Here is a 24,175-nt window from a genome sequence, read left to right as displayed (position 1 = left end):
GTACTTCGCACGTTGAGTGCGATAATAGCACACATTGAGAGGTTCGTTCATGTTCGAGTCGCTGCACCGCCTGTACGGGGCGCAGAGCCACCTCATCGACGGGGGCCGGGCGCGCGAGTGGGCGGCGACCTTCACCCCGGACGGCGAGTTCCGTTCGCCCACGTACCCTCGGCCCGTCGTCGGGACGGCCGAACTGGCGGCGTTCGCCGAACGGTTCTTCGCCGACGCGCGCGCCGCGGGCGCCACCGTCCGGCACGTCCTGACGAACGTGCACGCGGAGCGCGCGGACGAACGAACCGCCCTCGTCCATGCATACCTGCAGATAGTGAGCACACCGGACGGCGGCGAGCCGCACCTGGACCGGATGACCGTCGTCACCGACGAACTCGTCCGCGAGGACGGGCCGGACGGCCCGGACGGCCCGGACGGCGGGCGCTGGCTGATCCGCCGCCGCACCGTCCACCGCGACGGCGGCCCGGACGGGACGGCCGCACCACCGGCACTCGGCACGACCGACCCCCCGACCGGCACGGCCGAACCCTCGAGCCGGCCGGCGTACGACCCGAACGGTCCGGCCGCCCCGATCGGGGCGGCCGGGCACCCGAACGCCCCCACCGGGCGCGAGCAGGACACGAAGGAGCGGCAGCGATGAGCGAGACCCCCGAACCGGCCGGCCCCGGACGCGTCGTCGGGACCCCGGTGACGGCCGCGTACCCGGACCTGCGCGGCAAGGTCGCCGTCGTCACGGGTGCGGCGCGCGGCATGGGGGCGCGGTTCGCGGCGGCGCTCGCCGTCCGCGGCGTGGACGTCGTGGGCGCCGACATCGACGCGGACGCGATGGCGGTGACGGCCAAGGAGATCACCGCGGAGGCCGCGGCGGTCGTCCGGCCCGGACGGGTCGTGGCGGCGCGGGCGGACGTGACGAAGGCGGACGAGCACGAGGCCGTCGCGCAGGTCGCGCTCGCCGAGTTCGGGCGGCTCGACCTGTGGGTGAACAACGCAGGGATCTTCCCGTTCGCGGAGGTCGACGCGATCACGCCGGAGCAGATCCGGGCGGCGCTGTCGGTGAACGTCGAGGGGGTGCTGTTCGGGGCGCAGGCGGCGGCGCGGCACATGCGGCCGGGCGGGGCGATCGTGAACATGTCGTCGGTGTCGGCGGTGCGGGTGCGGCGGGGGCGCGGGGCGTACTGCTCGTCGAAGGCGGCGGTCGCGCACCTGACGGAGTCGCTCGCCGTCGAGCTGGGCGACCGGGGCATCCGGGTCAACGCGATCGCCCCCGGCTACATCGACACCGAGATGACCCGGTGGGTGCGGGAGGACAAGGCGGCGCTGCAGCACGCGCTGGACGCCGTCCCGCTGCACCGGCTCGGGTCGCCGGAGGAGGTCGTGGGGCCGCTGCTGTTCCTGCTGTCGGACAGCGCCCGGTACGTGACGGGGCACAGCATCGCGGTGGACGGCGGGTCGCGGCATGTCTGAGGCCGTGCACGCCGCGGCCGTGCACGCCGACACCGTCCGGTATCCGGGGACGGTGCTGGTCACGGGCGCGGCGGGCGGTATGGGCGCGGCGCACGCGCGGGCGCTCGGCGCGCGGGGCGTGCACGTGTGCGCGGCGGACGTCGCCGACGCGGGGCCGCTCGTGCGGGAGATCCGGGCGGCCGGGGGTTCGGCGAGCGCGCACGAACTGGACGTCGCGGACGCGGCCGCGTGGGCACGGGTCGTCGCGGAGATCCGGACGGAACGGGGCGAGCTGGGCGGCCTCGTGAACAACGCGGGGATCTCGCGGCGGCTGGACTTCATGGCCACCACGGAGGACGTGTGGGAGACGGTCATGCGGGTCAACCTGCATGGACCGTTCCACGGCATGCGTGCGGCGGCCCCGCTGATGCGCGACTCCGGCGGCGGATCCATCGTGAACATCTCGTCGATCTCCGGGCAGATCGGCTACTTCTCCCCCGCCTACTCGGCGAGCAAGTGGGGACTGACCGGCCTCTCTAAGTCGGCGGCGGGCAACTTCGCCGCCTGGGGCATCCGGGTCAACTCGGTGCACCCCGGGCTGGTCGGGACCACGCTGCTGGACGGTGCGGACGCGTTCGTCGCCGCGGCCGTCCGGAGCGTCCCCGCCGGGCGCACGGCGCGTCCCGAGGAGATCGCGGACACCGTCCTGTTCCTGCTGTCGGACCGTTCGACCTACCTGACCGGCGCCGAGGTCACCGTGGACGGCGGCCTCGTCAGCAACGGCCTCTACCACCGCATCCTCGCCGACACCGAACAGACCGGAGGTGACCTCGGATGAACCCGGACGTGATCGTCGTCGGCGGCGGCGGGGCGGGACTCGCCGCCGCGGCCACCGCCGCGGAGGCGGGCGCCTCGGTGCTGCTGCTGGAGTCGGAGCGGGAGCCGGGCGGCTCGACGCAGCTGTCGGCGGGCATGTTCACCGCCGCGGGCACCGGCGTGCAGGCGGGCCTCGGCGTCGAGGACTCGCCGGAGCGCTTCTTCCAGCACTACATGGACCTCAACCACTGGATGCTCAACCCCGGCCTGATCATGGCGTTCTGCCGGAACGCCGCCCCGACGCTGGAGTGGCTGATCGGGCTCGGCGTGGAGGTCCCCGCCGTCGTCTCCCACAACGCGCACATGCCCGGCCTCTGCCAGGCGGGCGTCGAGGACGTGTGGCGCGGGCACGTCCCGCGCGACCAGGGGCTCGGGATCGTCCGGGCCCTGTTGCGGGCGTGCCGCGCGGGCGGCGTGGAGATCGTCCCGAACACGCGGGTCGAGCGGCTGATCGTGGCGGACGGCCGCGTCGCCGGCGTCGTCGCGGACGGCCTGGACGTGCGGGCGGGCGCGGTCGTCGTCGCCACCGGCGGCTTCGCCCACGACCCCGAACTGCTCGAACGGTACTACCCGGCGGCGCTGCGGGCGGGCGACGACCTGTTCGTCGTCGCGGCGCCCGGCGCCCGCGGCGACCACCTGCGGTTCGGGCGGCAGGTCGGCGCGTCCGTCGCCGGGGACGGCCAGGGGCTGCTGCTGCCGACCGCGTACTTCCAGCGGCTGCACCACTGGCAGTCGGGCTTCCCGCCGAAGTCGCGGATCCACGTGAACGGGCACGGCCGCCGGTTCATGGACGAGGACGCCTCGTACGCGGTGTCGGGCGGCATCATCGACGCGCAGCCCGGCCCGGTGTGGGCGGTGTTCGACGAGCGGGCCCGGCTCGGGCTGCCGCCCGGCTACGCGCACTGGACGCCCGGGAACGTCGCGGCGGAGGCCGACGCCGGACGGACGGCGCGCGCGGACACGATCGAGGGCCTCGCGGCGGCGATCGGCGTCCCGGCGGGCGCGCTCCTCGCGGCGGTGCGCCGCTGGAACGACACGCTGCCGCACGGCCGCGACCCCGACTTCCGCAGGCACCGCACCCTCGCGAACAAGGGGTCGGGCGCGGACCCCGACCCGATCGACCGGCCGCCGTTCTACGCCGTCCGGACCCTGCCCGCCGAGCTGGTCTGCACCCACGCGGGGCTGGAGATCGACGCGTCCGCGCGGGTGCTGGACGCCCGCGGCGAGGCCGTCCCCGGCCTGCTCGCGGCGGGCGAGGCGGGCGCGGGCGTGCTCGGCCGCCGCTACGTCGGCGGCGGCAACTCGGTCGCCGGCGCGCTCACGATGGGCCGCATCGCGGGCCGCACCGCCGCCGCGACGGCCACCGCGACCGGCACCGCGGGCGGCACCGCGACCGGCACCGCGACCGGCACCGCGGCCGGCACCGCGACCGCCTCGACGACCTCCGCGGCCGGCTGACGGCCGTCCGCACCACCCCACCCCCACCGAGGAGAACGACATGGCGCACACGACCGCCGTCCCCGGGGACACCGACATCGGACGGCGCACCGTCCGGAAGGTGGCGCTCCGGATCATGCCGATCGTCGGCCTGCTCTACGTGTTCAACTACATGGACCGTGCCAACATCTCCTACGCCCAGCTCGGCATGGAGGACGAGCTGGCCGTCACCACGGCGGTGTTCGGCACCGCGTCGGCGATCTTCTTCCTCGCCTACGTCGTGTTCGAGGTCCCCAGCAACATGATCATGAAGCGGGTCGGGGCGCGGCTCTGGCTGGCCCGGATCGCGATCAGCTGGGGCGTCGTGACCGCCGCGACCGGCTTCGTGCACGACGTCACGCAGCTGTACGCGGCCCGGATCCTGCTCGGCATCGCGGAGGCGGGCCTGTTCCCGGGCCTGCTGCTCTACCTGACGCTGTGGTTCCGGACGCAGGAGCGCGGCCGGGCCATCGCGGGGCTCGCGCTGGCGCAGCCGGTCGCGATGATCCTCGGCAGCCTCACCGGCGGGCTGATCCTCGACCACGTGCACTGGCTCGACATGAGCAGCTGGCGGTGGGTGTTCATCCTGCAGGGCGCCCCGGCGATCCTGATCGGCGTCGCCGTCCTGTTCCTCCTGCCGGACGTCCCGAGCAAGGCCCGCTTCCTCAGCCGGGACGAGAGCGCCTGGCTGGACGGCGAGATCGCGAAGGAGTACACGCCCGGGAAGTCGCACGGGCCGCTCGACGAACTGAAGGTCGTCCGCGACCGGAAGGTGCTGTACCTGGCGGTCGCGAACTTCTTCGCCGCGTGCGGGCTGTACGGGTTCACGTTCTTCCTGCCGAAGATCGTCGAGCAGCTGGACCCGTCGTACTCGGCGACGAACATCGGCTTCCTCGGCGCGATCCCGTTCCTGGTCGGCGCGGTCGGGATGGTGCTGGTCGCCCGCAACTCCGACCGGACGGGCGAGCGCCGGTGGCACGTGGTCGCGCTGATGCTCGTCGCCGCGGCCGGACTGTTCGGGACGATCCAGTTCCGGCACGAGCCGGCGCTCGCGCTCGCCTGCCTGTCGCTCGTCGGGATCGGCGTGCTCGGGTACATGGCGCCGTACTGGGCGATGGCCGCGCGGGTGCTGTCGCGCGAGCACACGGCCGTCGGGCTGGCCGCGATCAACTCGATCGCCGCGCTGGGCGGGTTCTTCGGCCCGTACGTGATCGGGCAGAACGCGACGGCGGACGACGTGTCGGTCGGGCTGTACTTCCCGATCGGCTGCCTGGTGGTCTGCGCGGCCATGCTCGCGTTCCTGCGGGTACCGCGCGACGACCCCCGCCGCGCGGGCGCGGGGACGGACGCGGGGACGGGCGCGGGACCGGCGGCCGCCGTCGCCGGGACCACCGAGAAGTGATCAATGCGTGAACCGTCCCGGCGCCGTTAGGGTTGCGGCCATGGACGATCGCGACGGCCGGGGCCGCGGGGCCGGCGAACTGGACTTCTGGTCCTTCGTCGACCTCGCCGGCGCCCGGCTGGCCGAGGAGTTCGGGTTCCCGCACCGCGAGGCGACCCGGCTGCTGCTGACGCTGAACCGGGCGTCGGCGATCGTCACCTACGACCTGGAGTCGACGGTGCACCGCCCGCGCGGCCACTCGTGGGCGGGGTTCCGGCTGCTGTTCGTCACGTGGCTCGCCGGGCCGCTGGAGCCGGGGCGGGCCGCGACGCTCGCCGGGATGAGCCGGGCGGCGGTGTCGAACCTCGCCAAGACGCTCGTCGCGGACGGCATGCTGGAGCGGGCGCGCGGCGAGCGGGACGGCCGGTCGGTGATCCTGTCGCTGACCGAGCGGGGGCGCGCGGCGATGCTGGAGATCTTCGCGGCCCAGCACGAGCGCGAGCGGCAGTGGGCGGACGTGCTCACGGGCACCGAGCGGCAGATGCTGATCATGCTGCTGGACAAGCTGATCGAGGGCCGCACGGAGTTCGGCGCCCGCGAGCGCAGCTGACCGCCCATCCGGTCCCGCCCGTCCGGTCCCGCCCGTCCGGTCCCGCCCGTCCGGTTAGGTCTTCCCTGCGGCGGAGAAGGGCCGTAGTGTCGGCAGAAAATAGTTAATGCATTTACCATTGTGACCATCGTCGGGAGGCGAGGAGCATGGCCCACTACCTGCGGGTCGGCGACGTGCCGCCCAAGCGCCATACCCAGCACCGGGACGGCGAGGGCCGGCTGTACTACGAGGAGCTGATGGGCGAGGAGGGCTTCTCCGCCGACTCCTCGCTGCTCTACCACCGCGAGATCCCCTCGGCGATCGTGGACTCGCGGCCCTGGGACGTCCCGGACGCGGCGACGACGCCGAACCATCCGCTCAAGCCCCGCCACCTGCGGCTGCACGACCTGTTCCCCGAGGACCGGTGGGCCGGGACCGACGCGGTCACCGGGCGGCGGCTCGTGCTGGGCAACGGCGACGTCCGCATCTCCTACGCGGTCTGCGCCGCCGACTCCCCGCTGTACCGCAACGCGACCGGCGACGAGGTCGTCTACGTCGAGTCCGGCACCGCGACCGTCGAGACGATCTTCGGCGCCCTGCACGCCCGGCAGGGCGACTACGTGATCGTCCCGATGTCGGCCACGCACCGCTGGCTGCCCACCGGCGACCGGCCCCTGCGCCTCTACACGATCGAGGCGAACGGCCACGTCGCCCCGCCCAAGCGGTACCTGTCGCGCTACGGGCAGTTCCTCGAGCACGCCCCCTACTGCGAACGCGACCTGCACGGCCCCGCCGAGCCCCTCCGGGCCGACGGCACCGACGTCGAAGTCCTGGTCAAGCACCGCACGTCCCGGGGCATCACCGGCACCCGCATGACGTACGCCAGGCACCCCTTCGACGTCGTCGGCTGGGACGGCTGCCTGTACCCGTTCACGTTCAACATCGCCGACTTCGAGCCGATCACCGGGCGGATCCACCAGCCGCCGCCCGCCCACCAGGTGTTCGAGGGGCCGGGCTTCGTCGTGTGCAACTTCGTGCCCCGCAAGGTGGACTACCACCCGCTGTCGATCCCGGTGCCGTACTACCACTCCAACGTGGACTCCGACGAGATCATGTTCTACTGCGGCGGCGACTACGAGGCCCGCAAAGGCTCGGGCATCGGCCCCGGCTCGGTCTCGGTCCACCCCGGCGGCCTGGCCCACGGCCCCCAGCCCGGCGCCTACGAGCGCAGCGTCGGCGCCGAGTTCTTCGACGAACTCGCCGTCATGGTCGACACCTTCCGCCCCCTCGAACTCGGCGAGGGCGGCACCGCCTGCGACGACGGCGCGTACGCCTGGACCTGGGCCGGACGGGGGCCGCGGCAGTGACCGGAATACCCGCGTTCGCCGCCGGGCTCTGCGACGACGCCGCCGTGTTCCCGCCCGGCCGCGCGCCGCTCGCCGACGCCGTCCCCGCCCACCACCGCCACCGCGCCGCGCCCTACGCGGCCGCCGTCGGCCCGCTCGTCCTGCCCGCCACCGCGCTGGACGACCTCGCCCCGCTCCTCGGCGACGACCGCCGGCTCGACCTCGCGATCACCGCGCCCGCCGGACCCGCGCAGGCCGCCGCCGCCCTCGCCGCCGCCGCCGACCTGCCCGTCGACCTGCACGGACTCGAGATCGCCGTCCCGTCCGGGTGGACGCCGTCCGAACTGGTCCGCGCGGTGGACGGGCTGGGCACCGGCGTCCCGATCCACGTCGAGGTGCCGCGGGACGAGCGCCGCCCCGCGATCGTCGCGGCGCTCGCGGCGTCCGGGCACCGCGCCAAGTTCCGCACGGGCGGCGTCACCGCCGACCTGTACCCGGACCCGGACGAGCTGGCCGCCGCCGTCGCGGCGGCCGTCGGCGCGGGCGTCCCGTTCAAGGCGACCGCCGGACTGCACCATCCCGTCCGGAACACCGACCCCGACACGGGCTTCGACCAGCACGGATTCCTGAACCTGCTGCTCGCGGCGGACGCCGCGCTGGACGGGCACCCGGTCCCGGCCCTCACCGCGCTGCTCGCCGACCGGGACGCCGCGTCGATCGCCGCGCGCGTCGCGTCCCTGCCCGCCGGCCGGACGGCCGCCGCCCGCGCGGCCTTCGTGTCGTTCGGCACGTGCAGCATCACCGAACCCCTGACCGAACTCGCGGACCTCGGGCTCCTCCCGGCCGCGCTCACCGAGGAGCACGCATGACGCGCATCGCGATTCCGGAGGGCTCCCCGTTCGGGCTCGCCAACCTCCCCTACGGGGTGTTCTCGACGCCCGGGACGGCACCCCGCGTCGGCGTCCGCGTCGCCGACGCGGTCGTCGACCTCGCCGAGGCCCTCGGCGACGGCGTGTTCGCGCGCCCGTCCCTGAACCCGTTCATGGCGCAGGGGCACGCCCGCTGGGCCGAGGTGCGCGAACGGGTCCGCGACGCCGTCACCGGCGACCTGCCGTCCGGCGCCGTGCACCCGGTGTCCGGCGTCTCCCTGCACATGCCGTTCGACGTCGGCGACTACGTCGACTTCTACGCGTCCGAGCACCACGCCACCAACCTCGGGCGCCTGTTCCGGCCCGACTCCGAACCGCTGATGCCGAACTGGAAGCACCTCCCCGTCGGGTACCACGGCCGCGCCGGGACGGTCGTGCCGTCCGGCACCCCGATCGTGCGGCCGTCCGGGCAGCGCAAGGCCCCGGGCGACGGCGCCCCCGGCTTCGGCCCGTCCCGCCGCCTCGACATCGAGGCCGAGGTCGGGTTCGTCGTCGGCACCGGCTCCCCGCTCGGCACGACCGTCCCGGTGGACGAGTTCGCCGAACGCGTCTTCGGCGCCGTCCTCGTGAACGACTGGTCGGCCCGCGACATCCAGGCATGGGAGTACGTCCCGCTCGGCCCGTTCCTCGGCAAGAGCTTCGCGACCTCGGTGTCGCCCTGGGTCGTCCCGCTCCCCGCCCTGGAGGCGGCCCGCGTCCCGACCCCGCCGCAGGACCCCGACCCCCTCCCCTACCTGCGGGAGAAGGACCCGTGGGGCCTCGACCTCGAACTGTCGGTCGAGTGGAACGGGCAGCTCGTCGCGCGGCCCCCGTACCGGGAGATGTACTGGTCGCCCGCGCAGATGCTCGCCCACCTGACCGTCAACGGCGCCGCGACCCGCACCGGCGACCTGTTCGCGTCCGGCACCGTCTCCGGCCCGGCGAAGGACCAGCGGGGCGCGTTCATCGAGCTGACGTGGGGCGGGCGGGAGCCCCTCGACGTCGCGGGCGAGCCCCGCACGTTCCTGATCGACGGCGACGAGGTCGTCCTGTCGGCGACGGCCCCGGCGGCGGACGGCGGACGGCTCGGCTTCGGCGAGGTCCGGGGCCGCGTCCACCCGGCCCCCTGACACCCCGGTATCACGCCGAACCGGCACCCTGGTAACTCGCCGGCAGGGCGCCACCCGGCGAGCATGGACCCCGGCCGCTCAGGCGGTCGGGGCCGTGGTGAAGCGGCGGACGAGCGCGTCCACGCGCCGGTCGTGGTCCGCCGGGGGGAGACGTCCGCCGCGGGTGAGCGTGACCAGGCCGTGCAGGCAGCTCCAGAAGACCTCGGCGACCAGTTCCGGGGCGTCGTCACCGGCGTGCGGCCGGACGGCCTCGCGCAGCTCGGCGAACCCGGCGTGCAGGACGTCCGGCGCCTCGGGCGTCGCGAACGGCAGGTCGACGGCCCGGTTGAACATCGTGTCGTACATGGCGGGACGGCGCCGAGCGAACGACGTGTAGGCGGCGGCGATCTCGGCCAGCGAGCCGGGCGCCGCCCCCGCGCGGGCGTCGCGCAGCTCGGCGGCCAGGTCGGCGAACCCCTCGACGGCGACCGCCGCCATGATCGCGTCCTTGCCCTTGAAGTGGCTGTAGAGCACCGGCTGGCTGTACTCGACGCGCTCGGCGAGGCGGCGGGTCGTCACCGCCTCCCAGCCCTCCACCTCGACCAGTTCCCGCGCGGCGGTGATGATCAGCCGCTCACGTTCGGCCCGCTCGCGCTCCCGGCGCCCCTGGATCGACATGACCACGACTCTAGCATTGCTAGCTTTCCGGTCGACGCTCTGCTAGCGTCGACCGCATCGCTAGCAACGCTAGAAACCTTGGAGACGTCATGCTGACCCCGATCGCCTACGGACTCGCCGTCGCCATCGCCCTCTTCTGCGTCTTCCTCGGCGTCCGCTTCCTCTTCTGGCCGACCGCCTCGGCGGCCGGCTACGGGGTGCCCGCCAAGCCCGGCGGCGACGCCGCGTACCTGGCCGTCAAGGGCCTGCGCGACCTCACCTTCGGCATCGCCGGCCTCGCCCTGATCGCGTTCGCCGAGGCCGACGCCGCGGCCCTGTTCATACTGGTCATCGCGCTCGTGCCCCTGGGCGACACCGTCATCGTGCTGCGCCACGGCGGCACCCGGGCCGTCGCGTTCGGCATCCACTTCGCGACCGCCGTCGTCATCCTGGTCAGCGCCGCGCTGCTGTTCGCCGTCTGAGCCGCAAGCCCTCTCATCGGCGGCCGTTAGCTTCGCCGCCCATGGACCACGGACACACCGGCCTGCTGACCGGCGCGGCCCCCCGGCCCCCGGCGCAGGCCGCCCCCCGATACCCCCGCGGCCCGCTGCTGATCGCCGTGGGCACGACCGTCCTCCTGCTCGTCACGGACTTCGCCCTCCGCACCTACCACGAGTACGTCGAGCCGATCCCCGGCCTCCGGCGGCTGTTCAACATCGGCTCCGAGAGCAACCTCGCGACCTGGTGGAACAGCCTGCTGCTGCTCGCGGTGGCGGGTACGGCGCTGCTGGCGGCGCTGCTCACCGAGCGGGGGGCGGCCGGGCGCGGGCCGGGACGAACGACGTGGCTGGCGCTCGCCGCCGTCACGGCCTGGCTCAGCATCGACGAGACGGTGCAGGTCCACGAGCGTCTGACCGGGGTCGGGAAGGCGTGGGCGGACGGCCTCGGGATGTCCGTGCCGACGTACGCGTGGGTCCTGCCGGGCGCCGCGATGGCGCTGGCCGGGGTGCTCGCGGCCGTGCTGTGGGCGCGAGGCCTCCCCCGCGACCAGCGCCTCGGCCTGCTCGGCGCGCTCGCGGTCTACATCACCGGCGCGCTCGTCGTCGAGGCGTTCAACGGCTGGGTGAACCGGCGGGGCGCCGAGGAGATCTACGCGATCGGCACGACGATCGAGGAGGGCATGGAGATGGGCGCGTGCCTGCTGGCCCTCGCCGTCCTCGCCCGCTTCGTCGTGTGCGCGCACGACGCCGCGTCCGGCCGTACCGTCCTGCGCCTGCGATGAGAGCGGGATGAGAAGGTGCTCATTCTCAGTCCTGCCAGTAGAAGAGGAGGTCGTGGACGCGCAGCGGGTCCCGGTCGCCGAAGAAGTACACGTGCAGGCCGTCGATCACGGTCTCGGCCAGGTCGCCGTCGATGCGGGTGAACCCCGCCGCCCGCATGACCGCGCTCGGACCGTCCCGCAGGCACGCGAAGTAGGGCCCCAGCTCGCTCACCTGGACGCGGCCCTCGGCCAACTCCACGACGTGGTAGGTGCCGTGGCCCGACCCGTGGAAGGGCCCGGCGCCCCGCGGTTCCCGCGGCTCGAGGCCCGCGGCGGCGAGTGCCCGGACGGCGCGGTCGAGGTCGGCCTCCGCGCGTCCGTCCGGGTCCGGTTCGACGAGCCCGGCCTCGATCAGCCAGCGGGGGTCGGTGTCGCGCTGCCCCGGTGCGAAGCGCCGGACGATCGCCGCGCGCACGTCCGGCGGCACGCCCGGCACCTCGACGCGCGGCGACCCTGCGGCCTCCCACGCCGCCCGGATGTCGTGGCCGCGCCGATGCAGGACGGCGAGTGCCCACAGATGTCCAGGGGCCCGGTCGCGCACCATCCGCCAGAGCGGGCCGTCGGTGTCGGGGGCGGCGTCGCCGGCGTCGGCGAGCAGGTCGTGCGCCGTCCGGGCCACGGTGCGCGAGCCGTCCGCGAGCGCCGGGGCGATGTCGCCGCCCGCACGCCACCGGAGCCGCACGCCGAGCAGCCGCTCCTCGACCGACGCCCCGCGGAACGCGAGCGTCTCCACCGAATCGGCGCCGAACTCCGCGAGCACGCCCGGCAGCCCGCACCTATCGATCAGTTCGTCGACGATCCGTTCGCCCCGCGCCCGCAGGAACGTCCAAGGGTTCGCGGCCAGTTCGGCGACGCTCCGCGCCGCGCTCACGTCCCCGAGCCGCACCCGCGCCGCCGGGATCACCGCGGCGGCGAGGATCCACCGCTCGTCCTCCCGGCCGTCCCGCCTGCGAAGCCAGTCGAGCAGCTCGGCGGAATGCGGGCGTCCCGGCTCGCTCAGCGCCCCGAGCAGCGCCGCCCGGATCTCGCTCGTCTCCTCGGCCGCCCGGACGATCGCCAGCAGCTCGCCCGCGCGCCCGTCCGGCACGCGCCCGGTCAGTGCCCGCGCGCACCCCATGCGGCGCCACCACGGTTCGTCGCCGTCGAGCACCGCGTCGACGAGTGCGTCCGCCGGGATCGCCGCCATCCGCGCCGCGAGATCCTCCGGCGACTCGCGGCGCACCGATGCCGACGGCACGAGCTCCCGGATCCGTTCACGTTCAGATCCCCGCGTCACCGCGCGATCATCGCCCGCCCCCATGCCCCGGCGCAACGCCCGGGCCGCCGTCGCAGGTGGCCGGCGGCGCCGTCAGGCGCGGGTCATGGCCGAGGAGTATCCGCCGCCGCCTGGATAGGTCCACTCGCCGGTGACGGTGGCGCCGTCGGCGCTGAAGGTGCCCTTGTAGTACGCGGGGCCGCCCTTCGCCCCGGCCCAGATGATCAGCGTGTCGCCGGTCAGCTCGTAGACGTAGTCGAACGTGTTCCCGACCGAGTCGTAGTACCGCGACATCACGTCGGTGCCGGTGGGCTCGCCGAACGGGCGCAGGTTGCCGATCACCTCCATGCCGGTGACGGGCTCGCCGAACTGGGAGAGGTCGACATGCTGGAGCAGGAAGTGGCCGCCGGGCATCCACGCGTAGCGGACGGTGCCCTCCGCGCCGCCGGTGACCTTCCAGGTGCCGACCAGGCGGTCGAGGGCCCGGAGTTCCGCGCTGGGCTGCTGCTGGGTCTCGGACATGCTCGTCACTCCTTCGTGTGCGTGTGTTCGCCGGTACCTCGGAGCGGGCCCGCCCCCTTCGACCCGTCGCACATGTGACATGGATCACTTCTCGCTCGTGTCGAGACGCCCGGCCCGGCCCCGAGGTACCGGCGAGAACCCGCACACGAAGGAGAGAACATGGCCGTCACCGCCGACGCCGTCACCACCGCCCCCGATCGTCTGCTGCTCGCGGGCGCCCTCGCGGGGCCCGTGTTCTTCACGTCGGCGATCGTCCAGATCGCCGCCCGCGAGGGCTTCGACATCACCCGGCACCCCATCAGCCAGCTCTCCACCGGCGACCTCGGCTGGATCCAGATCGCCACGTTCGTCGCCGCCGGACTGGGCGCGCTGGCCCTCGCCGCGGCCGTCCGCTCCACGCTCACCGAGGGCGTCGGACGGCGCGCGCTCGCCCCGCTCATCGCGGTGTTCGGGCTCGGCCTCGTCGCCGCCGGGGTGTTCACGATGGACCCGGAGAACGGGTTTCCCGCCGGCACGCCGGACGAGCCGGTCGCGGAGATGTCGTGGCACGGCGTCGCGCACTCCGCCTCCGCCGCCGTCGCGTTCACCGCCCTGGCCGTCGCCGCGGTGGTGATGACCGTCCGGCATGCTCGGCGCCGGGCCGTGCGCCCGGCCCTGGCGAACGGCGCCGCCGCGCTCGTCCTGCTGCTGCCCATGTCGCCCGACCACATGAGCGTCCAGATCGCGGTGAACGGGCTGGCCGCCTTCACGTGGACGACCGTCCTGGCGCTGTCCCTGCGCCGCGCCGCCTGAATTACCGTTGAACCCGAACTGGAAGAGAGAACCCGTGAAGTACCTGCTGCTCAGCTACACCCCGGCCGCCGCGTGGGACGCCGCGACCGCCGACACGCCCTCCGACGAGGCGCTGGCCGCGTTCGCCGAGTACCAGAAGTTCGAGAAGGAACTGATCGAGACGGGCGAGTTCGTCACCAGCGAGGGCCTCGGCCATCCGGCCGTCAGCACCACGGTCCGCCCGTCGCCGGACGGCGTGATGGCGACCGACGGGCCGTTCGCCGAGCTCAAGGAGGTCCTCGCCAGCTTCGCCGTGATCGACGTGGCGAGCCGGGAACGCGCCGTCGAGATCACCGCCCGGATCGTCGCGGCACTCGGCGAACCGATCGAGATCCGGCCGATCATGGGCGCGGACTTCGCGACGTGACCGGCGAGATCGAGCACCTGCTGCGCCGCGAGGCGCCACAGGTGCTCGGCGCGCTCGTGCGCCGGTTCGGCCGCTTCGACATCGCCGAGGACGCCGTCCAGGAGGCCCTGCTGGCCGCCGGCCGCGACTGGCCCGACCACGGGGTGCCGGCGAACCCGCGAAGCTGGCTGATCCGCGTCGGCTACCGGCGGATGGTCGACCTCCTGCGCTCCGACCAGGCCCGGCGCCGCCGCGAGTACGAGGCCGGGACGGCCGAACTGGCCATGCGGGAACCGTCCCGCCGCCCCGGCCCGCCGCAGGAGACCGACGACAGCCTCTCCCTCCTCATGCTGTGCTGCCACCCCGCGCTGAGCGCCACGTCCCAGGTGGCGCTCACGCTCCGCGCCGTCGGCGGCCTGACGACCGCCGAGATCGCGCACGCCCACGGCGTCACCGAGGCCACCATGGGCACCCGGATCAGCCGCGCCAAGCAGCGGCTCGCCCGCGCGGGCGCCCGCTTCACGCCCCCGGCCGACGCGGACCGGGCCGACCGGACGGCCGCCGTCATGCAGGTGCTCTACCTGATCTTCAACGAGGGCTACACGGCCACCGCGGGCACCGGACTCGCCCGCGTCGACCTGACCTGCGAGGCGATCCGGCTGACCCGCATGCTCCACGCCACCCTCCCGGACGACGCCGAGGCGACGGGACTGCTGGCGCTGATGCTGCTCACCGAGTCCCGCCGCCCCGCACGCACCGACGGCCGTGAACTCGTCCCGCTGGACGAGCAGGACCGCACCCGCTGGGACCCCGACCTGATCCGCGAGGGCACCGACCTGATCGACGGTGTCTGGGACCACGGCGCCGCGGGCCCCTACCGGCTCCAGGCGGCGATCGCCGCCGTGCACGCCGCCGCGACGTCACCGGAACAGACCGACTGGCCGCAGATCGCGATGCTGTACCTGTGGCTCGAACGCCTCACCCCCACCGGGCCCGTCCGGCTCAGCCGCGTCGTGGCGGTGGCCCGGGCGTACGGGCCCGTCCGGGGCCTGGCCCTCCTGGACGACCTCAACGACCGGCACCGCCTCGACCAGGAACCCCTCACCCGGCAGCGGGAACACGCGGTGCGCGCCCACCTCCTGCAGATGACCGGCGACACCGCCCGCGCCGCCGCCCTGTACCGCGAGGCGGCCGACCTCACCGGCAACGAGATCGAGCAGCGCTACCTGCACGCCCAGGCCGACCGTCTCTGACGGCGCGGCCTCACTTCAGGTGCCGGTCGAAGAACCGGGCCGCGGCGTCCCCCGCGTGCTGCGGGACGCCGGTGTGCCCGCCCATGTTCGCGTGCAGCGTCTTCTCCCTGCTGCCGAACACGTCGAAGAGGTCGAGGGCCGCCTGCCGGTCGTTCCACTCGTCGTCCCACTGCAGCAGGACGTGCAGCGGGATGGTGACGCGCCGGGCCTCCTCGAACATGACGCGAGGCACGAAGCTCCCGGCGAACAGGACGGCGGCCGAGATCCGCGGTTCGACCACCGCCAGCCGGATGCCGACGGAGATCACTCCCCCCGAGTACCCGACCGGGCCGCCGATCTCGGGGAGTGCGAGGAGATCGTCCAGGGCGGCCCGCCATTCCGGGACCGCCTCGTCGACCAGCGGAAGGACGAGCCGGTCGACGATGTCCTCGCCGACCGGCTCACCGGCCTCGATCGCCCGGCGCAGGTCGGCACGGGCCTGTTCGGCGGCGGGCCGGCGGGGCCGGTCACCGCTCCCGGGAAGCTCGATGGTGGCCGAGGCGAAGCCGTGCTCCGCCGAGTGCCGGGCCCGCCCCGCCAGCCGGGGGCGCATGCCGTCCAGCCCACCGGGGTGGCCGGCCAGGATCAGCGGCGCCGGTGCGGACGCGGATCCGGGCGTCCACAGGACGCCGGGGATGCCGCCGAGCGTGAAGTCGCGTTCGAGGACGCCGTCGTCGAGGCGGCTTTCGGAAGTGAATCGCACGGTCGTGCCTTTCGGGAGTGCTCAAGAACGGCGCTCCCGGACGACCTATCGCCCGACCGTGACCCCGGAGGGGAGCACCCATGTCGAAACGTTCACGGGTACCACCTCCTCGTTCTCCGGCACGGCCTCCGGCAAGCTAGCAGCGGCCGCCCCGCCCCGCCAACGGGTTTTCGCGGACTCCTCCGTGGCCGGGTCAGAGCGCGGTGTCCTCGACGGGACGGGTCAGCCGCACGTATCCGTAGGGATTGAAGAACAGGTCGTCCTCGTCGTAGCGATCGCACGGGCCGGTGCGGAGCAGACGGCGGGGCGCGTCGGGCGTCAGCCGGAAGCCCGCCCCGTCCTCGATCTCGGCGGCGCGCGGATCGGTCAGCAGGTAGATCGCCAGCGCGTCGAGGTGCAGGACGAGGTCGTCGGCGAGCCGCCCCTCGCCGGCCTCGATCTCGACGTCGGGCGCGCCGAGCAGGTGCATGCCGCAGCTGTAGAGGACCTCGCCGTCACGGATCGGCAACTGCACCCAGGCGGACACGAGCGCGGATGCCAGTTCCTCGTCCGCCGCGCCGTCCGCGCGGTCGGCCAGCGCGAGCCACCGCTCCCGACCGTGGGCAATGCCGCTGCTCTCGCTCTTCACGGCGGCCGCGCCGGCCCGCAGCAGCGCGCCCGTCGCCGCCAGCAGCCGCCGCGAGGTGCCGGCCGCGAGCTCGCGCATCATCGGCATCGAGAGCAGGTAGCCGACGCTGTCGTGCGCCTCGACCGCGTCCCGGTCGGCCTGCTCGAACGACGACGCCCCGGCCGCCTCGAACGCGCGCGGCATCCGCGGGTCGGGCTCGGCCCCGGAGTACTCCCGGTCGAGGACGAACCCGCCGAAGTCCGCGGCGATCCGCTCCATCTCCGCGAGCCCGAGCCCGCCCTCGGAGCCGAGAACGCACAGCACATGCCGGGGAGATGTCTCGATCATCCCGGCACGATATACCGCGTCCGACATCGACCCTGGCCTGGCCGAATCGCGGCAGACGGGGAGCGTGCGTGAGCAGGACAGCGTGCCAGAAGGATGGCCGGACAGTACGCTGACCCAGCGGGATCGGGCCCGCGGCACAGTGTCCGGGAGGTGCTCCATGACGGCCGAGATGATGGCCCCGGCGTGGATGCATGAGCAGATCACGGCGGAGGAGTACGAGTCCTGGTCCGAGGAACAGTGTGCCGGTATCGAGATCGTGGACGGGATGGTCGTCGTGAGCCCGAGTCCGTCCAAGCGGCACAACCGGCCGGCCCGGATCGTGGCGAACGCCCTGGATGCCGCTGCGGGCGCGGAGTGGAACGCCGACACGGACTTCGACGTCCGGCTTCAGGACGTCCCGCTCACCAACCGGCGACCGGACGTCGTCGTGTACCGCGCAGACACGATCGACATCACCCCCACCCGCCCCGAGCACGTGCTGCTGGTCGCGGAGGTGGTGTCGGCAGGCTCGGAGACCACCGACCGGATCGTGAAGGTCGACCAGTACGCCAAGGCAGGTATCGGCTTTTACTGGCGGATCGAGCAGGCCGCGACAGGCGTTCCTCTCGTGTACACCTACGTTCTCGACCCCGCGACGAAGACCTACCGGGACGGAGACGTGTTCACCGGCGTCCTCAAGGCGGCGGCCCCCTTCCCGGTGGAGATCGACCTCGGCCAGATCTGACCCACGTGCTGATCAGCAGCCGGCAGCGTCTGAGCCGCGCTTCCCCCTCGTCATGATCGTTGCTGGGCGTCGGTGTGCGCGGCCCGGTACTCACCGAGCCATTCGGCCTGGGCCTGGTCTGCGGGGATCCCGCTCAGGCCCGCTTCCAGGAGCGCCGCGGCGTCCGCGTACTCGCCGATGGTGCGGTGGACCAGGCCGATGTTGAGCTGGAAGAACGGCTCCGAGTACCAGTACACCGGCGGTGGCGGCTCGACCCGGTCGGCGGCCCGCACCGCGGCCTCGTCCAGCAGCCGCCGCGCCCGGTCGGCCTCACCCAGCGCCGCCCAGCCCTGCGCGGCCTGCAACCGGTCGAAGACGCCCTGGACCGGGTGCCCGCCCGGCGTGGCCATGGCCGCCATCGCGGCACGCACCACCGTGCGCGGACGGCCTTGTCGCCGGGCGACGTAACCGCGGAAGCTCGTCGCGACGGCCCCGATGGTCCCGTCACCGAACTCGTCGGCCATCTCCTCGCCGCGCCCGAACAGCGCGAGTGCCCGAGTGTCCTGCCGGACGGCCGCGTGCAACCACCCGGCGAAGACCGTCCACTCGGCCACGATCCGGCCGAGCCGATCGCGAAGCGGCCCGGACGCGTCCCGCAACATCCCGGTGATGGCGTCCAACTGGGAGACGACCGGCCCGAGCAAGACGGCGGGCCCGGTCGCGTCCTCCAACCGTCGCTGCGCTCCGAGCACCGCGGCGAGTGCGTCAAGGGCGTCCGTGTCGAGCCGCGCCGGCCGCTGGGAGATCAGCGCGAGACGCTCGCCGTCGTCCGCCGTCAGACCCGCCGAACGGACGCCTAGTGCCGCATCCTCGCCGAACGCGAGCCGGAGTCCGCCTGGACGGGTCTCGTCGCCCTCATCCACCCAATCCGACCACATCGCGCCGTTCCCATTGGTACGAACGCCCGATGTGCTCCTGCGCGACCAGGTGGACCTCACCCACCTGGAGGGGGACAGGCTTGGGACGGTGGGAGAGGGCGTCAACAACCGGGCTCGCGGGCCCGTCGGTGTTGCTATAGGCGACGGAAATGTGCGGCGTCCAGTCCGGCTCGTCGGCGAGCTGGTGAATGCACACGGTGCCCGCAGCGCTTTCGCGTATTGCTTCTCGGACGGGGTCAAGCGACTTCGGCGGTCGGATCCCAAGCATGATCGCCTCGCTGTGCAGCCACACCCTGCCGAGTTCGACTTCGATCGGCGCGAGGCCCACGAGCCGCTCCGCCACGCCTGCGACCATTTCGCCGACCTCGGCGTCCGGGATCTCGTCCTCGAAACCGACAATCTGCGTAGTCATGTGCAGCCACTCGACGGGGATGAGGTCCAGGCCGTTCAATCCGCCGAGCTTGCCTTGGCAGTGGCGCACGAGGTCATGGACGTCGGGCTGGCCTTCAGGAAGGATGTGCCAGACGAGCAGACGCCGACCGGGCCGCACGCCCGACCGCCACCACCAGTGGTTGGACATCCTCTCCGGTGTGGAGGTCATCCGTCCCCTCTCTCGATCGAGCCCATGCCGACCACGCTGGCGTGGGGCGACGCATCGGCGATGAAACGGTGGAGGTCGTCGGCCTGGGCGGCGACGGTCGATGGGGCTCCGGCACGCCCGATGCGCTCCGTGACCCGGCGAAGCAGATTCGTGGTTCGCACGGAATTCACGTCCACTACTGCGTCCGCCGCTTCGGCCAGGACGGGTTCCGCCTCCGACCAGTCGCCCACATGCACCAACGCATTCAGCAGATGCACTTGGTCGTTGAAGCGAGCCCGCTGGTAACCCATCCTCAACTCCCCGGCCTCGCTCATCAGGGGAACGGCCGCGCTCCATTCTCCAAGCTCGGCATGAGCCATCCCCGTGTGCCACAGCACCTCGGCGTCGGTGAGCCACCATGTCCAGTAGGCGTCGCGGGAGGTGATGCCGTCCTGGAGGATGGAACGGGCACGGCCCAGAGCATCGCGGGCACGGCCATCATGTCCGAGTTGGGCGAAGGCACGGCCTCTACGGATGTCGAGTAACGCCCTGACGCGAGGCGGCAAGTCCTCGTCGAGAAGGTCACCGGTAATGCGCAGCGCCTCGGCAGGGCGGCGGAGGTGGATCGCCAGCATCGCCAGGTGCGTGAGCTCGAACAACTCCAAGCTGCGGTCCCCGGCCTGCCGGGACAGCATCAGCGCTTCGTGAATGACGCGCCGCGAGACGTCTTGTTCGTCGGCGTCATGGGCGATCCAGGCCGCGACCTCCCCTGCCTCGCCGGCTGCGGCGAGGAGATCACGCTCGATGGCGGGCCGGTATGCGCCGGTGCCGAGCTTGTGGTTGACAGCACGGAAAATGCGCAGCGCCAACGGGAGGATGTCGCTCGCGCCGTGGGCCATGTCCATACGAACAAGCGCCTGGGAGGTCTCGCGGACCGCATCGACGAACGCACCGTCTGCTGGACGCCCGCGCGCGGCGAGCAAACGCGCTCCGCCCAGTTCCGGCGCCACATCATCGGCCAGGCGGTCTTCCCTCGCCCGGTGTGCCGGTGACCGCGATCTCAGGGCGGCGAGTCGGCCTCCCGCGTCGAGCACCACGTCGAGCCGTTCGGCCAGTTCGGTCGATGGATTCTTGAGTCCGTTGGCGACCTTCGACAAATGGCCGTTGTCGCACGGAACGAGCTGGGCCAATCTGCGTTGGCTGATCTTTCGTTCGACCATGAGAGCGCGCAGTTTTTCACCAAAGGTCATAGCCTCGCCCGTTCAGCCCTACTTTGACCCATTGTCTGTGCTGTCCACATTGATGGACAGCGGACAGCACCTTCCACGGTAACCGGCTCGGCGCTTGCATGGTCGTGGAATGCAAAGCGGCCCCGGCCTGGCGCGGCAACGCCAGGGGATCCGGGGCCTTGGCCGGAGGTGGTCCGACCCATGAAAGATCGTACGTTCTCTCCCGATCCGCTCGCGTGCTTGGGCGCGCATCTGTCGGCTCGGCGGCTCGACGTCGACCTGACCGCGCGCGGGTTGCGGGTGACGAACCCGGACGGCGCCGGGTGCTGCGCCGAGGCGAACGCGGCGGCCGACGTCATCACGTGCCGTCCGCGACCGGACGACGGCGGGCGCGAGTGGTTCTGGACGTCGTGGAACGAGCCGATCGCCGAAGCCGACCGGATCGTCGAGGCGACCACGTTCGTCCTCGGCTACCTGGCACGGGGCCGCGAGACGGACGGGACGGAACGGTGACCGCGCGGCTCACGGCCGAACTGGAGCGACGGTTCCCGCCCGCGTCCGTCTGGTACGGCCAGCACACGATGAGCTGGTGGGCGATGGTGCGTGACCGGGCGGGGCGCGACCGGCTCATCGAGTGCGCGTCCCCCGCCGAACTCGCTCGTCACCTGCACGAACTGGACGTGTGGCGACCCCCTCCACGGCACGCCCCCACGTATCCGCGCACGAGCCCACCGCCCGCACGTCCCGCCAGGTCCCGCACCACGCGGGGCGGCCGGACGAACGTACGGCAGCCGCGCCGACTCCGCGGGGATGGCTCCGGGGCCTGTTCGGCGGGCCCGTCACCACTTGAAGCTCCGCCTCCGTTCGAAGGTGTCCCCGCGCGGTGACCGGCCGCGCGAGCACAGTGAGAGGAATCAGCACCATGGGCAAGCACAGCGACAAGGACAACAGCGACGGCAAGACGCCCACGGACGGCGACCGGCCGCAGGGCGGATCGCGCGGTAACGGTGACAAGACGAACGGCAACTCCAACGACGGGAAGCGTTCGTGACCGACTGGCACGAGGTGATGCGATCGGTGCCCCGGCGTTCGTTCACGCCCGAAGTGGTGTGGGCGGACCTCGGGCCCGGCCCGTGGGCACGGATCGACCGTGGGGCCGATCCGGACGAGTGGGAACGGGTCGTGGCACTCGATCAGCCGCTCGTGACCCAGTTCGAGGACGGCGCCGCCGAGGGCGAAGGGCTCGCGACGTCCTCACTCTCGATGCCGGCGATGGTCGTCCGGTTCCTCGAGCAACTCGACCCGTTCGACCACCACCGGGTGCTGGAGATCGGGACGGGCGCGGGCTGGACGGCGGGCCTGCTGTCGGAACGCGTCGGTGCGGGCAACGTGACGACGGTCGAGATCGACCCCGGGCTGTCGGCGCAGGCCGGGGCACGCCTGAAGGCCGCCGGGTACGAACCGGAGATCGTCGTGGGCGACGGCGCCGAGGGCCGGACGGACGGCGCCCCGTTCGACCGCGTGCATGCGACGTGCGCCGTCGCGGAGATCCCGTACGCGTGGGTCGAGCAGACGCGGCCGGGCGGGGTGATCGTGGCGCCGTACAGCGCGGGGTTCGGGTGCGGCGCGATCCTCCGGCTGGACGTGCTCGGCGACGGGACGGCCGTCGGGCGGTTCGCCGGTTCGGCCGACTACATGGTGCTGCGCTCGCAGCGTCCGGCACGCGGCCCGGCCCGCGCATGGCCGGAGGCCGGGGACCGGGACGTCCGGATCAGCCGGACGCGCCTGGACCCCCGGTCGCTCCCGCTGGGACCGGGGGTCGTGGACGTGGCGGTGGCCGCGCAGGTTCCGGGCGTGATCTCGCGGTTCTACTCCGAGCCCGACGGCGCGACGCTCTGGGTCCTCGATCGGGACGACCGCCGCGGTTCGTGGGCGTCGGTCGACTACGAGCCCGGCGCGAACGACTTCGAGGTGCAGCAGGCCGGTGACCGCGATCTCTGGGACGAGGTCGAGGCCGCGTACCTGCGATGGGTCCGGTGGGGACGTCCGGGCATGGAGCGGTTCGGGATCACGGTCACGGCGGCCGGGGACGAGGTGTGGTTCGACGGTGCCGTCCCGGCGCCGGTCAGGCGTGCGCGGGCACGCGGTCGAGGAACGTGTCGATGAGCGGGGCGATCTGCGGCAGGTGGTCTTCGAGGGCGAAGTGGCCCGTGTCGAAGACGTGCAGGTCGGCGTCGGGGACGTCGCGCAGGTAGGCGTGCGCGCCGGGGGCCGGGAAGAACGGGTCGCGGGCGCCCCAGGTGATGAGCGTGGGCGGCGTGTGGGCGCGCAGCCATGCCTGCCAGGCGTCGTAGCGTTCGACGTTCGAGTGGTAGTCGAACGCCAGCGAGACCTGGGCCTCCTTGCGTCCGGGCAGGTCGAGGAAGTGCTGGTCGAGGGTCCAACCGTCCGGGGAGACGAGTTCGGGGTCCGCGACCCCGGTCTCGTACTGGCCGCGCGTGCCGGGGAGCGTGAGCAGGCCGCGGATCGTCTCCTCGGCCCCCGGCTGGCCGGGCCGCAGGGCGACGAACGCGCGCGCGGCGTCCGAGAGCCCTTCGGTGTACGCGTTGCCGTTCTGGACGATCAGTCCCGCGATCCACTCGGGACGGCGTTCGGCGAGCCGGAAGCCGATCGGTGCGCCGAAGTCGAAGACGTACATGGCGAAACGGGACAGGCCGAGCCGTTCGACGAAGCCCTCGGTGACGTCGGCGAGCCGGTCGAACGTGTAGGTGAAGCCGTCCGGGGCCTCGGTGCGGCCGAAGCCGGGGTAGTCGGGCGCGATGAGGCGGTGGCGGGTGCCGAGTGCGTCGATCAGGCGCCGGAACTGGTGCGACGCGGACGGGAACCCGTGCAGGAGGAGCAGGACGGGCGCGTCCGCCCGGTCGGGGAGCGACTCGCGGTAGAAGACGCGGACGCCGTCGACGTCGAGGTGCCGGTGGGCGATGCGAGCGACCATGCCTAATGCCTTTCAGATTGATTGATGCATTAGTAGTACCGACCGACGGCCTAACGGGTCAACCCCTCGATGTACCGTTAGTCGCATGAGCACCGTCGTCCCGCTGACCGGCGAACCCCTGGCCCTCGACCTGGTCAACACGCGCACCGCCGCCGGCGACCTGCTCGCCACCCCCGACGACCTGCACGCCTGGGTGAAGCTCCAGGCGGGACGGCTCCCGGACGGGACGTGCGGGGATCTCGAAGCCGTGCGGGCCGTGCGCGCGCACACGGCCGCCGCGCTGGAGCGCGTCCGGCACGGGGAGCGTCCGGACGCGGCCGACCTGGCGGCGCTCAACGACGCCCAGCGGGCGGCGGCCGCGATCAGCGAGGTGACGTGGGACGGTTCGGCGGTGGCCGTCGCGCGGCGGCGCGCCGGCGCCGAGGCGCTGGCCGCGGCGCTCGCGGAGGCCGCGGCCGAGCTGCTGGCCGACCCGGCGGTCACGAAGGTGCGGCAGTGCGAGGCCGACGGCTGCGTCCTGCTGTTCCTGCCCGCCCATCCGCGCCGCCGCTGGTGCTCGGCGGCCCGCTGCGGCAACCGCGCCCGGGTCGCGCGGCACTACCGGAAGCACCGGGGGATTGATTAAGCACTAAGACATCTCATAAGGTGGGTGCGCCGCTTGCAGTGGTGGTCTGGTATGCGTCGGCCCGCCGCGTCCGGATGGACGCG

28 protein-coding genes are annotated in these 24,175 nt (G+C 73.1%); 19 read left to right on the top strand and 9 right to left on the bottom strand.

Features of this window, described 5'->3' with window-relative positions; translation table 11 throughout:
* Nucleotides 1–49: 49 nt before the first annotated feature.
* The 9 genes from F7P10_RS23445 (at nt 50) to fahA (ending at nt 9,161) form a co-directional block, all read left to right on the top strand.
* On the top strand, nt 50–652 hold the full coding sequence (locus F7P10_RS23445) for a nuclear transport factor 2 family protein (RefSeq protein ID WP_151012256.1): 603 nt from the start codon (nt 50–52) through the stop codon (nt 650–652).
* Nucleotides 649–1,476 carry an SDR family NAD(P)-dependent oxidoreductase gene (locus F7P10_RS23440; protein ID WP_151012254.1) on the top strand — a complete coding sequence of 276 codons (828 nt, stop codon included), beginning with the start codon at nt 649–651 and terminating at the stop codon, nt 1,474–1,476. Before F7P10_RS23445 ends, F7P10_RS23440 begins: the two co-directional genes overlap by 4 nt.
* Entirely contained in the window at nt 1,469–2,293 is an 825-nt protein-coding gene (locus F7P10_RS23435; RefSeq protein ID WP_151012252.1) for an SDR family NAD(P)-dependent oxidoreductase, read from the top strand. The genes F7P10_RS23440 and F7P10_RS23435 overlap by 8 nt, the downstream gene beginning before the upstream one ends.
* Entirely contained in the window at nt 2,290–3,789 is a 1,500-nt protein-coding gene (locus F7P10_RS23430; RefSeq protein WP_151012250.1) for an FAD-dependent oxidoreductase, read from the top strand. The genes F7P10_RS23435 and F7P10_RS23430 overlap by 4 nt, the downstream gene beginning before the upstream one ends.
* A gap of 40 nt (nt 3,790–3,829) precedes the next feature.
* Complete coding sequence (locus F7P10_RS23425) at nt 3,830–5,209, top strand: MFS transporter (protein ID WP_151012248.1); 1,380 nt, start codon at nt 3,830–3,832, stop codon at nt 5,207–5,209.
* Nucleotides 5,210–5,249: 40 nt separating this feature from the next.
* Entirely contained in the window at nt 5,250–5,798 is a 549-nt protein-coding gene (locus tag F7P10_RS23420) for a MarR family winged helix-turn-helix transcriptional regulator (protein WP_151012246.1), read from the top strand.
* Nucleotides 5,799–5,944: 146 nt separating this feature from the next.
* Nucleotides 5,945–7,144 carry a homogentisate 1,2-dioxygenase gene (locus F7P10_RS23415; protein WP_151012244.1) on the top strand — a complete coding sequence of 400 codons (1,200 nt, stop codon included), beginning with the start codon at nt 5,945–5,947 and terminating at the stop codon, nt 7,142–7,144.
* Nucleotides 7,141–7,992, top strand: coding sequence for a hypothetical protein (locus F7P10_RS23410; protein ID WP_151012242.1), 852 nt, complete (start codon nt 7,141–7,143; stop codon nt 7,990–7,992). The genes F7P10_RS23415 and F7P10_RS23410 overlap by 4 nt, the downstream gene beginning before the upstream one ends.
* Nucleotides 7,989–9,161, top strand: a complete 1,173-nt coding sequence (fahA, locus tag F7P10_RS23405) for a fumarylacetoacetase (RefSeq protein WP_151012240.1) — start codon at nt 7,989–7,991, stop codon at nt 9,159–9,161. The genes F7P10_RS23410 and fahA overlap by 4 nt, the downstream gene beginning before the upstream one ends.
* A 78-nt stretch (nt 9,162–9,239) precedes the next feature.
* Here the strand turns inward: fahA and F7P10_RS23400 are convergent, their stop codons facing one another.
* Nucleotides 9,240–9,818 (bottom strand): TetR/AcrR family transcriptional regulator, encoded by a 579-nt coding sequence (locus F7P10_RS23400; RefSeq protein WP_151012238.1) that lies wholly within the window; start codon nt 9,816–9,818, stop codon nt 9,240–9,242.
* 89 nt (nt 9,819–9,907) lie between these two features.
* Between F7P10_RS23400 and F7P10_RS23395 the strand changes: the two genes are divergently transcribed.
* Together F7P10_RS23395 and F7P10_RS42635 are read left to right on the top strand one after the other, a co-directional pair.
* Nucleotides 9,908–10,279, top strand: coding sequence for a DUF4267 domain-containing protein (locus tag F7P10_RS23395; protein WP_151012236.1), 372 nt, complete (start codon nt 9,908–9,910; stop codon nt 10,277–10,279).
* Between the two features lie 41 nt (nt 10,280–10,320).
* Nucleotides 10,321–11,079 (top strand): hypothetical protein, encoded by a 759-nt coding sequence (locus F7P10_RS42635; RefSeq protein WP_176611629.1) that lies wholly within the window; start codon nt 10,321–10,323, stop codon nt 11,077–11,079.
* Between the two features lie 25 nt (nt 11,080–11,104).
* Here the strand turns inward: F7P10_RS42635 and F7P10_RS23385 are convergent, their stop codons facing one another.
* Together F7P10_RS23385 and F7P10_RS23380 are read right to left on the bottom strand one after the other, a co-directional pair.
* Nucleotides 11,105–12,394, bottom strand: coding sequence for a hypothetical protein (locus F7P10_RS23385; RefSeq protein WP_151012234.1), 1,290 nt, complete (start codon nt 12,392–12,394; stop codon nt 11,105–11,107).
* Nucleotides 12,395–12,466: 72 nt separating this feature from the next.
* Nucleotides 12,467–12,895, bottom strand: a complete 429-nt coding sequence (locus F7P10_RS23380; RefSeq protein ID WP_151012232.1) for a DUF1579 domain-containing protein — start codon at nt 12,893–12,895, stop codon at nt 12,467–12,469.
* A 159-nt stretch (nt 12,896–13,054) separates the two neighbouring features.
* Between F7P10_RS23380 and F7P10_RS23375 the strand changes: the two genes are divergently transcribed.
* From F7P10_RS23375 to F7P10_RS23365, 3 genes are read left to right on the top strand one after another with little or no spacing between them, the layout of a single operon-like run.
* Nucleotides 13,055–13,687: a DUF998 domain-containing protein gene (locus tag F7P10_RS23375; RefSeq protein ID WP_151012230.1), complete on the top strand. Its 633-nt coding sequence runs from the start codon at nt 13,055–13,057 to the stop codon at nt 13,685–13,687.
* 34 nt (nt 13,688–13,721) lie between these two features.
* A complete protein-coding gene (locus F7P10_RS23370; protein WP_151012228.1) occupies nt 13,722–14,093 on the top strand; it encodes a YciI family protein in 372 nt (123 codons plus the stop codon).
* Nucleotides 14,090–15,325, top strand: coding sequence for an RNA polymerase sigma factor (locus F7P10_RS23365; RefSeq protein ID WP_151012226.1), 1,236 nt, complete (start codon nt 14,090–14,092; stop codon nt 15,323–15,325). The genes F7P10_RS23370 and F7P10_RS23365 overlap by 4 nt, the downstream gene beginning before the upstream one ends.
* A gap of 10 nt (nt 15,326–15,335) precedes the next feature.
* On the opposite strand, the gene F7P10_RS23360 is transcribed toward F7P10_RS23365, so the two are convergent.
* Both F7P10_RS23360 and F7P10_RS23355 read right to left on the bottom strand, forming a co-directional pair.
* On the bottom strand, nt 15,336–16,067 hold the full coding sequence (locus tag F7P10_RS23360; protein WP_151012224.1) for a dienelactone hydrolase family protein: 732 nt from the start codon (nt 16,065–16,067) through the stop codon (nt 15,336–15,338).
* A gap of 193 nt (nt 16,068–16,260) precedes the next feature.
* Nucleotides 16,261–17,022 carry a hypothetical protein gene (locus tag F7P10_RS23355; RefSeq protein ID WP_151012222.1) on the bottom strand — a complete coding sequence of 254 codons (762 nt, stop codon included), beginning with the start codon at nt 17,020–17,022 and terminating at the stop codon, nt 16,261–16,263.
* Nucleotides 17,023–17,179: 157 nt separating this feature from the next.
* Between F7P10_RS23355 and F7P10_RS23350 the strand changes: the two genes are divergently transcribed.
* Nucleotides 17,180–17,746 (top strand): Uma2 family endonuclease, encoded by a 567-nt coding sequence (locus F7P10_RS23350; RefSeq protein ID WP_151012221.1) that lies wholly within the window; start codon nt 17,180–17,182, stop codon nt 17,744–17,746.
* 50 nt (nt 17,747–17,796) lie between these two features.
* Here the strand turns inward: F7P10_RS23350 and F7P10_RS23345 are convergent, their stop codons facing one another.
* From F7P10_RS23345 to F7P10_RS42625, 3 genes are read right to left on the bottom strand one after another with little or no spacing between them, the layout of a single operon-like run.
* Nucleotides 17,797–18,648: a hypothetical protein gene (locus F7P10_RS23345; protein ID WP_151012219.1), complete on the bottom strand. Its 852-nt coding sequence runs from the start codon at nt 18,646–18,648 to the stop codon at nt 17,797–17,799.
* Entirely contained in the window at nt 18,641–19,264 is a 624-nt protein-coding gene (locus F7P10_RS42630; protein ID WP_176611628.1) for a 2'-5' RNA ligase family protein, read from the bottom strand. The genes F7P10_RS23345 and F7P10_RS42630 overlap by 8 nt, the downstream gene beginning before the upstream one ends.
* A complete protein-coding gene (locus F7P10_RS42625) occupies nt 19,261–20,493 on the bottom strand; it encodes a helix-turn-helix domain-containing protein (RefSeq protein WP_176611627.1) in 1,233 nt (410 codons plus the stop codon). The genes F7P10_RS42630 and F7P10_RS42625 overlap by 4 nt, the downstream gene beginning before the upstream one ends.
* A gap of 180 nt (nt 20,494–20,673) precedes the next feature.
* Here F7P10_RS42625 and F7P10_RS23330 point away from each other — a divergent pair, with 180 nt between their 5' ends.
* From F7P10_RS23330 to F7P10_RS23325, 3 genes are all read left to right on the top strand, one after another.
* A complete protein-coding gene (locus F7P10_RS23330; protein ID WP_151012213.1) occupies nt 20,674–20,985 on the top strand; it encodes a hypothetical protein in 312 nt (103 codons plus the stop codon).
* Nucleotides 20,986–21,394: 409 nt separating this feature from the next.
* Entirely contained in the window at nt 21,395–21,523 is a 129-nt protein-coding gene (locus tag F7P10_RS45120) for a hypothetical protein (RefSeq protein ID WP_302851357.1), read from the top strand.
* Nucleotides 21,520–22,638, top strand: coding sequence for a methyltransferase domain-containing protein (locus tag F7P10_RS23325; protein WP_151012211.1), 1,119 nt, complete (start codon nt 21,520–21,522; stop codon nt 22,636–22,638). Before F7P10_RS45120 ends, F7P10_RS23325 begins: the two co-directional genes overlap by 4 nt.
* On the opposite strand, the gene F7P10_RS23320 is transcribed toward F7P10_RS23325, so the two are convergent.
* A complete protein-coding gene (locus tag F7P10_RS23320) occupies nt 22,598–23,467 on the bottom strand; it encodes an alpha/beta fold hydrolase (protein WP_151012209.1) in 870 nt (289 codons plus the stop codon). The genes F7P10_RS23325 and F7P10_RS23320 overlap by 41 nt on opposite strands.
* A gap of 85 nt (nt 23,468–23,552) precedes the next feature.
* Here F7P10_RS23320 and F7P10_RS23315 point away from each other — a divergent pair, with 85 nt between their 5' ends.
* On the top strand, nt 23,553–24,092 hold the full coding sequence (locus F7P10_RS23315) for an ABATE domain-containing protein (protein ID WP_151012208.1): 540 nt from the start codon (nt 23,553–23,555) through the stop codon (nt 24,090–24,092).
* Nucleotides 24,093–24,175 lie beyond the last annotated feature (83 nt).

Origin of the sequence: Actinomadura sp. WMMB 499, from assembly GCF_008824145.1 — a bacterium.
Classification (GTDB): Bacteria; Actinomycetota; Actinomycetes; order Streptosporangiales; family Streptosporangiaceae; genus Spirillospora.
This window is presented reverse-complemented; position numbering and strand designations above follow the sequence as displayed.